The following is an 8,227-nucleotide window of genomic DNA, read 5'->3' on the forward strand; positions in this document are numbered from 1 at the left end:
CGGGCGGGCGCTGGGCGCGGCGGGCCGGTCGACCCTGCGGGTGGGGGCCGAGCCTTCGGCGGCGCGGCCGGGCAGGACGTTGGCGACCTGGTCGGGCTGCTGGGCTCGGGCGTCGAGCGCCGGGAGGGGCTGTGGTGTGGCGGCCCGCATGCGTTCGTCGGTCCAGTAGGCCAGGAGCTGCCTGCTGTCGGTGGTGTTCACCGCCGCCCTCGCCGGTGCGGTCGGCGACGGGGCTGTGGCGGTGGAGGCGGGGCCCGTGGAGGCGTGGCCGGCGGCGGTCGCGCTCATCCCCGAGACGGCCAGAAGTGTCGCTAAGGCGACGATAGTGGCCTGCCTTGAGCGTGTGCTCATGGCTTCTTCCTTCCTTGGTGGCGTTTTTGGCGAACTCGCCTATCATGCGGTTGAGTTGACTGTTAGTAAAGGAGGAGTCGAGTTAATTCGCGCCGATTCTCAGGTGAAGGTGCGGGCGGTCTGGATGGTATTAAATCGGCCTTTAGGATGGCGTGCTGTTGGGCCGCGGACGCTGTCGCACTGGCCCTGACATGCGGTTGCCTGCTTTTCCTCGACCGGGGGGATACGGGGTTTCGGATGCGGATCCGGCTCCGCCGATGAGACGCCGGCGTTATTCGCGGCGATTAATGTGTGGTGCGATAAGGCCAGAACATGGACGTCCGTATCGCGTAATTGGGCAGGGAGCGTCCCTTGCGGCATGACGGTGCCGGGGTGTTTTCCGAGCGGGCGCCGGCGGAGGCTCTCCCCCGCCTCGGCACTGACGCGCGGCGGGACCTTTGCGGCGGCTCCTGGACATTCTGACGGCGCGCCGGGAGTGGCTGGCGCGATCCGATCTCATATGTGAGATATGGTCTGCTCTTGTGGCAGATGATTACCTTGTACGGATCGGCCGGTTGATCCGGGACGCGCGGCAGCATCGCGGATGGACGCAGCTACAGCTGGCCGACGCGCTCGCGACCAGCCAGAGCGCCGTCAACCGCATCGAGCGCGGCAACCAGAACATCAGTCTTGAGATGATCGCCCGCATCGGGGAGGCGCTGGACAGCGAGATCGTCTCACTGGGCTACGCCGGGCCCATGCACCTGCGGGTGGTCGGCGGCAGGCGGCTGTCGGGCAGCATCGACGTCAAGACGTCCAAGAACGCGTGCGTGGCGCTGCTGTGCGCGTCGCTGCTCAACTCGGGGCGGACGATCCTGCGCAAGGTGGCCCGCATCGAGGAGGTGTACCGGATCCTGGAGGTGCTCGCGTCCATCGGCGTGCGGGCCCGCTGGATCAACGAGGGCAACGACCTGGAGATCGTCCCGCCGGCCCGGCTGGAGCTGGAGGCGATGGACACCGAGGCCGCCCGCCGCACCAGGAGCGTGATCATGTTCCTGGGGCCGCTGATGCACCGCACCGAGCAGTTCCAGATCCCGTACGCGGGCGGCTGCGACCTGGGCACGCGCACGGTCCAGCCGCACATGTCGGCGCTGAAGCACTTCGGCCTCGACATCACCGCAACCGGCGGCTTCTACCACGCGCGCGTCGACCGGCGCGTGTCACCGTCGCGGGCCATCGTGCTGACCGAACGCGGCGACACCGTCACCGAGAACGCGCTGCTGGCCGCGGCCCGGCACGACGGGGTGACGGTGATCCGCAACGCCTCCTCCAACTACATGGTGCAGGACCTGTGCTTCTTCCTGGAGCAGCTCGGCGTGCGCGTGGAGGGCGTCGGCACGACCACGCTCACCGTGCACGGGGTCGCCTCCATCGAGCGGGACGTCGACTACTCGCCGTCGGAGGACCCGGTCGAGGCCATGAGCCTGCTGGCGGCGGCCGTGGTGACCTCCTCGGAACTGACGATCTGCCGGGTGCCCGTCGAGTTCCTGGAGATCGAGCTCGCGGTGCTGGAGGAGATGGGCCTCGACCACGACCGGGGCCGCGAGTACCCCGCCGCGAACGGCCGCACCCGCCTGGTCGACCTGACGGTGCGGCCGTCCAAGCTGGTCTCCCCCATCGACAAGATCCACCCGATGCCGTTCCCCGGCCTGAACATCGACAACGTGCCCTTCTTCGCCGCCATAGCCGCGTCCGCGCAGGGCTCGACGCTCATCCACGACTGGGTCTACGACAACCGCGCCATCTACCTGACCGAGCTGACCCGGCTCGGCGCGTCGGTCAAGCTGCTCGACCCGCACCGGGTGCTGGTGGAGGGGCCGACGCGGTGGCGCAGCGCCGAGATGATGTGCCCGCCCGCGCTGCGGCCGGCCGTGGTGGTGCTGCTGGCCATGATGGCGGGCGAGGGCACATCCGTACTGCGGAACGTGTACGTGATCAACCGCGGGTACGAGGACCTGGCCGAGCGGCTGAACGCCCTGGGGGCGCGGATCGAGACCTTCCGCGACATCTGACCCCCCGGTTTCCGGCGCCGGCGGGTTTCTGTCGGTGGGGGCCGCTACCTTCTTCTCGGATCTTGTGTGCGTGCGAGGCGAGGGGGGACGGTGCGGCCTGCGGAGCTCGATCGGGTGACGGTGGCGGAGGCGGCTGACCGCTATGTGGAGCTGGTCCGGGCCAGGACCCTGACCGGAGGGTTGTCGGCGGCCACGGCCGAGGTCTACGCGCGCGACGCGGCCACGTTCGTGGCGCTGGCCGGCGCCGACCAGGTGCTGGACGACCTGACGGGCGAGGACGTGGACGCGATCCTGCTGGCGTTCGCCCGCAAGCCCGACGGGCGGCGCCCTTCCACCACAGGGCAGCCGCCGTCATCGTCCGAGCGGCCGCCGGCAGCGTCCGTGGGATCATCCGTGGGCTCGTCCGTGGGGCAGTCGCCGTCGTCGCAGGCGCGGTTCCGGCGCTCGATCTCGGCGCTGTTCAAGCACGCCACGCTGGCCGGATGGGTGCAGGTGGACCCGATGGCCGCCTCCACGGTGACGGCCAGGCAGCGCGGCGGGCTGCGCCCCGAACGGCGTGCCCTGACCCGCGAGCAGGCGCAGGGGCTGGTCGGAGCGGCCCGCTCGCTGGAGCGCTCCCCCGGTGAGGGCAGGCGCGACCAGCGCACGGAGCTGCGCGACGCGCTCGTCGTGTTGCTGCTGGCCACGATGGGGCCTCGGGTGTCGGAGCTGGTGCGGGCCAACGTCGAGGACTTCTTCACCAACGACGGGGTGCGCTACTGGCGGATCTTCGGCAAGGGCGGCCGCACCCGCGACGTGCCGCTGCCGGCCGTCGTCGCCGGAGCGCTCGACGCCTACCTGGCGCGGGGCCGCGCGGCGTCGCCCGACAAGGCGCTGCTCCTGTCCTGGCGGGGCAGGCGGCTGGCGCGGGGCGACGTGCAGGCGGTGATCGACCGGGTGCAGGCGCGCGTCGACCCGGCGCAGCGGCGCTCGGTGACGCCGCACGGGTTACGGCACACCACGGCGACTCATCTGCTGGCGGACGCGGTGGACATGGACGCCGTGCGGCGGGTGCTGGGGCACAGTGACCTGTCGACGCTGGGCCGCTACCGCGACGAGCTGCCGGGCGAGCTGGAGGTGGCGATGCGCGTGCATCCGTTGCTGCGCGGCCCGGACCCCGCACAGTGACACTCGGATGCCGGATCCCTGCCCGGTGTTGGGTTCCGGGGTTGGTCCTAGTGCTGTGACCCCACCGTCCAAGGCCAGAGCTTCTCGGGGTTGCGTACCGCCCAGATGCGCTTGATCCGGTCGCCCGGAACGTCGAACGCCGCCACCGTCACGGTGACGCCGTCGTGCTGGGCCACCAGACCGGGCTGACCGTTGACCGTACGCTCCAAGATCGTCAGGTCGGGCGCCCGGTCGGCGAGGGCGAGGATGTAGCGGGCGATCTGCTCGCCGCCTTCGAGTGGGCGCAGCACGGCGCCGACCAGGCCGCCGCCATCGGCGATCATCGTGGCGCCGGGGTCCAGGAGGCCGACGAGGGCGTCGATGTCCTTGGCCTCCCATGCCTGCTTGAAGTCCCTGACGAGGCCGGCCTGCCGGGCCGCCGGAGCCGCAGGAGCCTGCGACGCGCGAATACGACGGCGGGCCGAGGAGGCCAACTGGCGACATGCGGCCGGCGTACGGCCGACGATCTCGGCCACTTCGGCGAAGGAATACCGGAAGACGTCGTGGAGGATGAAGGCGACACGCTCGGCCGGGGTCATCGACTCGAGCACGACCAGGAAGGCCATGTTGATCGACTCATCGAGAGTGACCGAGTCGGCCGGGTCGGCCATGCCGCCCGACCGCCCGTTGATCCACTCCGTGCGATCGGGCAGCGGCTCCGGGATCCATTCGCCCACGTAGCGCTCCCGCCGGGCCCGTGCCGAGCCGAGCAGGTCCAGGCAGATGCGACTGGCGACCGTCGTCAGCCAGGCGCCGGGGGATCCGATGGCCTCCTGTCGCTGCTGGGACATGGCGTACCAGCGGGCGTAGGTCTCTTGTACGACATCTTCGGCGTCGGCCAGGGAGCCGAGCAGCCGGTAGGTGAGGTTGATGAGCTGGCGCCGCTCGCTCATGATCGCGTTCAGGCTCGGATCGGGCCGGCGGGGTCCTGGCTCGGACTGGGTGGTCATGGTGTCCCCGACTTCCTTCTTCGCATCCGTCCTCACCGGTTCGACGAGACATCGCACCGAACTGTGAGGTCGGCGCGTCGCCTCACATTCCCAGCAGTTGCGTCGTCGGACTACTGGGACACCGGGTCACAAGTCTCAGACAACCCTCGCTGAGATCGGGAAGGGAGAACCTCGCCATGTCCACGCGCACGACGACGAAGCAGGGCAACCTCATCTTCTTGCGTTTCGTGATCACGCTGCAGACCGTGGCCGTCTTCGTCCAGGCGATCAGCGCGGGGCTGTTGCTGTCCTCACCCGGCGGTGGGGCTCTGCACAGCGCCGGGGCGTACGGGGTGTTCGTCGTGGCACTGGTGCACCTGGTTGTCGCGATCTTGGTGTGGCGGCCGGGCTGCGGCTCTCCCAGGCCCATCCTGTACGCGGTGGGGTTCCTGGGGCTGGCGCTGGCGCAGATAGCGCTGGGCATCGCGCATGTGAAGACCCTGCACGTCCCGTTGGGCGTCCTGATGTTCGGCCTGAGCGTTCTTCAGCTCGTCTGGATCTGGACCGGCCGCCTCGCTCAGCCGGCCGGAACGGCTTGATCGAGACAGAGGAGCGCGTCACCGCCGTGGCGTCATGGCAGGACGCCCCTACTTCACCGACGCCGAGCGCGGCCTTGCGGCAGGCGACCAGCAGGGCGCGCGAGGGCGGGGTCAGGTCGGCATCGCTGGGGTGGCCGGGACGGCGCGGACGGCCAGGTGGTCCAGGGAGACGTCGAGGACGTCGGCCAGCGCGGCGATGGTGAAGAAGGCGGGCGTGGCGATGCGGCCGGTCTCGATCTTGCGGAGCGTCTCGGCCGACATGCCCGCCGCGGTGGCGACCTCGACGATGCTGCGCGCGCCTCGGGCCTGGCGCAGCATCACGCCGAGCTGCTCGCCGCGGAGGCGTTCTTCGGGGGTGAGCGGCGGTCGTACCATGCGGCCGAGTCTATAGGCCGAATAAAAATACCGGTATAGTTATCGCCATGGTAGAGCTCAAAACAGCAACCGAGATCGACGCGATGCGCCAAGCAGGGCGCGTCGTCGCCCAAGCACTCCAGGCCGTCACCAAGCACGCCACACCAGGCACCCGCCTCGACGAACTCGACGACATCGCCGCCACCGTCATCGCCGAAGCCGGCGCCAGACCGACCTTCCTCCACTACCAGCCCCACTTCGCCCCCACCCCGTTCCCCGCCGTGATCTGCGCCTCCGTCAACGACGTGATCGTCCACGGCATCCCCGGCCGCCAACGCCTGCGCGACGGCGACCTCCTCAGCGTCGACTGCGGCGCCCACCTCGACGGATGGACCGGCGACGCGGCCGTCAGCCTCACCGTCGGCCACCCCCGAGACGGCGACGCCGCCCTGATCCACGCCACCGAATCCGCCCTGCGCGCCGGCATCGCGGCCGCCACGCCCGGCAACCGCCTGGGCGACATCGGCCACGCCATCGCCTCCGTCGCCACCGCCGGCGGCTACGGCGTCCCCACCGACTTCGGCGGGCACGGCATCGGCCGCCGCATGCACGAGGACCCCCACGTCCCCAACCACGGCCGTCCCGGCCGCGGCCTGCCCCTGCGGCCCGGCCTCGTCCTGGCCATCGAGCCGATGTTCATCGCGGGCGGCGACGACCGCTACCACACCGCGGCCGACGGCTGGGCCCTGCACAGCGCCGACGGCAGCCGCGCCGCCCACGCCGAGCACACCGTCGCCATCACCGACGACGGCCCGCGCGTCCTCACCCTCCCCTGACCCCCGGCCACCCGCCCAGACGGGCGAGCGGCCTCCCGCGCCCGCTCCATGACACCCGGATCCGCTCATCGTTCCTCCAGAGGGATCATGAGATGAGTGACGAGCTGGTCGGGCGGCGTCACGGCCGGGTTCGACACGTACGCCTCGCGAATCGGACCGCGCACCTCGTGGCGCCGCTCCGCGCACCACGCCAGCACCGCGTGCGCGGTCAGGGGAATCTGGTCGTACGGGCCGACGTGCGTGGCGCAGGCGAACGCCCCACCCGGCAGCACCTCGACCGCCACTCCCCCGGGCAGGCTCCGCACTGCACCCGGGCCGAGCACCAGCGCGACCGCCACCTCCACGGGATCGTCCAGGTCCACGGGGAACAGCCCGATCAGCTGCACCACCGCCCCCTGGCCCGGCACGGCCACCTCCGCCGCGCGGCCGGGCCCGTCCGGCCTGTCGCCAGCGGGCAGCAGGGCCATCAGCCGCGCCACCCCCGCCGAGGTCGCCCGCGAGACATCCGCCCACGACGCCGCACGCTCACGCACCACCCCGACGCGGCGCGCCGGCTCGGTCACCACGCGCACCCGGGACGACGGCAGCCCCTCGGTCATCACCCGTTCGAGCGAAGCCAACGTACGGCGGCGCCTGGCGAGCTCCGCCTCCAGCCCGTCGCGTACCGAGTCCAGTGCACCGGCCGCACCCGCCAGCACCTCGGCGATCACCGTCAGCGGCACGTCGAGCGAACGCAGCAACCCGATCGACAGCGCCACCCGAGCCTGGGAGGCGCGGTAGTAGCGGTAGCCCGTGCCGGCGTCCACGTACGCCGGCGCCAGCAGCCCCAGCTCGTCGTAGTGCCGCAACTGCTTGACGCTCAACCGGCCGAGCCGGGCGAACTGGCCGATCGGCAGCAGATCCTCGTCCACGCCCCCAGCATGGTCGATCCCACCATGGGAGCGTCCAGCCCGTACGGGGCGCTTGACCCTCACGCCACGTGAGAGTGCAGGCTGGCGGCATGAGCCTCTCCGTGGGACAGGTGTCCCGGCTGGCCGGGGTGACCGTGCGGACCCTGCACCACTACGACGAGATCGGCCTGCTCAGCCCCAGCGAGCGCACCCGTGCCGGCTACCGTCGCTACACCGACGACGACCTGCTGCGCCTGCAGCAGGTCCTGCTCTACCGCGAGCTCGGCTTCCCCCTGGACGAGATCGCCGTCATCCTGGACGACCCCCGCGCCGACGAGATGACCCACCTGCGCCGCCAGCACGAACTGCTCCTGCGCGAGTCCGACCGGCTCCGCGACATGATCACCGCGGTGGAGCGGGCCATGCAGGCCCGCAGCATGAACATCGCACTCACCCCAGAGGAGCGTTTCGAGGTGTTCGGCGACTTCCGGCCCGAGGACTACGACGCCGAGGTCGAGCGGCGCTGGGGCGGCACCGAGGCGTACGCCGAGAGCCGCCGCCGCGTCGCCGTGTACACCAAGGCCGACTGGCTGCAGATCAAGGACGAGGGCGCCGGCCTGATGGACGATCTGGCGGCGGCGTTCAAGGCGGGGCTGCCCGCGGACGGCGAGCGGGCGATGGACCTCGCCGAGCGGCACCGCGGGCACATCTCCCGCTGGTTCTACGACTGCTCGTTCGAGATCCACCGCTGCCTGGGCGAGATGTACGTGGCGGATCCGCGGTTCACCGCCACCTTCGACGCCTCGGTGCCGGGGCTGGCCGCCTACTTCTGCCTGGCCATCCACGCCAACGCCACCCGCCACGCTCAGGGCTTCCCGGGCAGTTGAGTGGGTTGTGGGGTGGTGTTTGTGTGGGTTTTATCTCAACTGCCGGCCTTTACATTGTAGACTTCTAGGCCCCTTCGGGACGTGGCGCGTGTGGGAAAATCCGACCGGGCCGCCCGCCGACGTC

General features: G+C 70.8%; 8 protein-coding genes and 1 pseudogene. 5 read left to right on the forward strand and 4 right to left on the reverse strand.

Annotation, left to right across the window (positions count from 1 at the left end):
- Nucleotides 1-351: pseudogene (locus DQW85_RS31855) on the reverse strand (hypothetical protein); the annotation flags it as partial.
- A gap of 521 nt (nt 352-872) precedes the next feature.
- Here DQW85_RS31855 and DQW85_RS31860 point away from each other — a divergent pair.
- Together DQW85_RS31860 and DQW85_RS31865 are read left to right on the forward strand one after the other, a co-directional pair.
- Nucleotides 873-2,402, forward strand: coding sequence for a helix-turn-helix domain-containing protein (locus tag DQW85_RS31860; protein ID WP_113703495.1), 1,530 nt, complete (start codon nt 873-875; stop codon nt 2,400-2,402).
- Between the two features lie 90 nt (nt 2,403-2,492).
- Nucleotides 2,493-3,569, forward strand: coding sequence for a tyrosine-type recombinase/integrase (locus tag DQW85_RS31865; RefSeq protein WP_113703496.1), 1,077 nt, complete (start codon nt 2,493-2,495; stop codon nt 3,567-3,569).
- 47 nt (nt 3,570-3,616) lie between these two features.
- Here DQW85_RS31865 and sigJ read toward each other — a convergent pair whose 3' ends face one another.
- On the reverse strand, nt 3,617-4,558 hold the full coding sequence (sigJ, locus tag DQW85_RS31870; RefSeq protein WP_113703497.1) for an RNA polymerase sigma factor SigJ: 942 nt from the start codon (nt 4,556-4,558) through the stop codon (nt 3,617-3,619).
- 176 nt (nt 4,559-4,734) lie between these two features.
- Between sigJ and DQW85_RS31875 the strand changes: the two genes are divergently transcribed.
- Nucleotides 4,735-5,136 carry a hypothetical protein gene (locus tag DQW85_RS31875; RefSeq protein ID WP_113703498.1) on the forward strand — a complete coding sequence of 134 codons (402 nt, stop codon included), beginning with the start codon at nt 4,735-4,737 and terminating at the stop codon, nt 5,134-5,136.
- A gap of 111 nt (nt 5,137-5,247) precedes the next feature.
- Here DQW85_RS31875 and DQW85_RS31880 read toward each other — a convergent pair whose 3' ends face one another.
- Nucleotides 5,248-5,511 carry a helix-turn-helix domain-containing protein gene (locus DQW85_RS31880; protein WP_113703499.1) on the reverse strand — a complete coding sequence of 88 codons (264 nt, stop codon included), beginning with the start codon at nt 5,509-5,511 and terminating at the stop codon, nt 5,248-5,250.
- Between the two features lie 47 nt (nt 5,512-5,558).
- Between DQW85_RS31880 and map the strand changes: the two genes are divergently transcribed.
- Complete coding sequence (gene map / locus DQW85_RS31885; RefSeq protein WP_113703500.1) at nt 5,559-6,326, forward strand: type I methionyl aminopeptidase; 768 nt, start codon at nt 5,559-5,561, stop codon at nt 6,324-6,326.
- Between the two features lie 65 nt (nt 6,327-6,391).
- Here map and DQW85_RS31890 read toward each other — a convergent pair whose 3' ends face one another.
- Nucleotides 6,392-7,237 (reverse strand): MerR family transcriptional regulator, encoded by an 846-nt coding sequence (locus tag DQW85_RS31890; protein ID WP_113703501.1) that lies wholly within the window; start codon nt 7,235-7,237, stop codon nt 6,392-6,394.
- 89 nt (nt 7,238-7,326) lie between these two features.
- On the opposite strand from DQW85_RS31890, the gene DQW85_RS31895 reads away from it, so the two are divergent.
- Nucleotides 7,327-8,103 (forward strand): MerR family transcriptional regulator, encoded by a 777-nt coding sequence (locus tag DQW85_RS31895; protein ID WP_113703502.1) that lies wholly within the window; start codon nt 7,327-7,329, stop codon nt 8,101-8,103.
- The last annotated feature ends 124 nt before the right edge of the window (nt 8,104-8,227 follow it).

Source organism: Nonomuraea lactucae, assembly GCF_003313395.1.
Classification (GTDB): Bacteria; Actinomycetota; Actinomycetes; order Streptosporangiales; family Streptosporangiaceae; genus Nonomuraea; species Nonomuraea lactucae.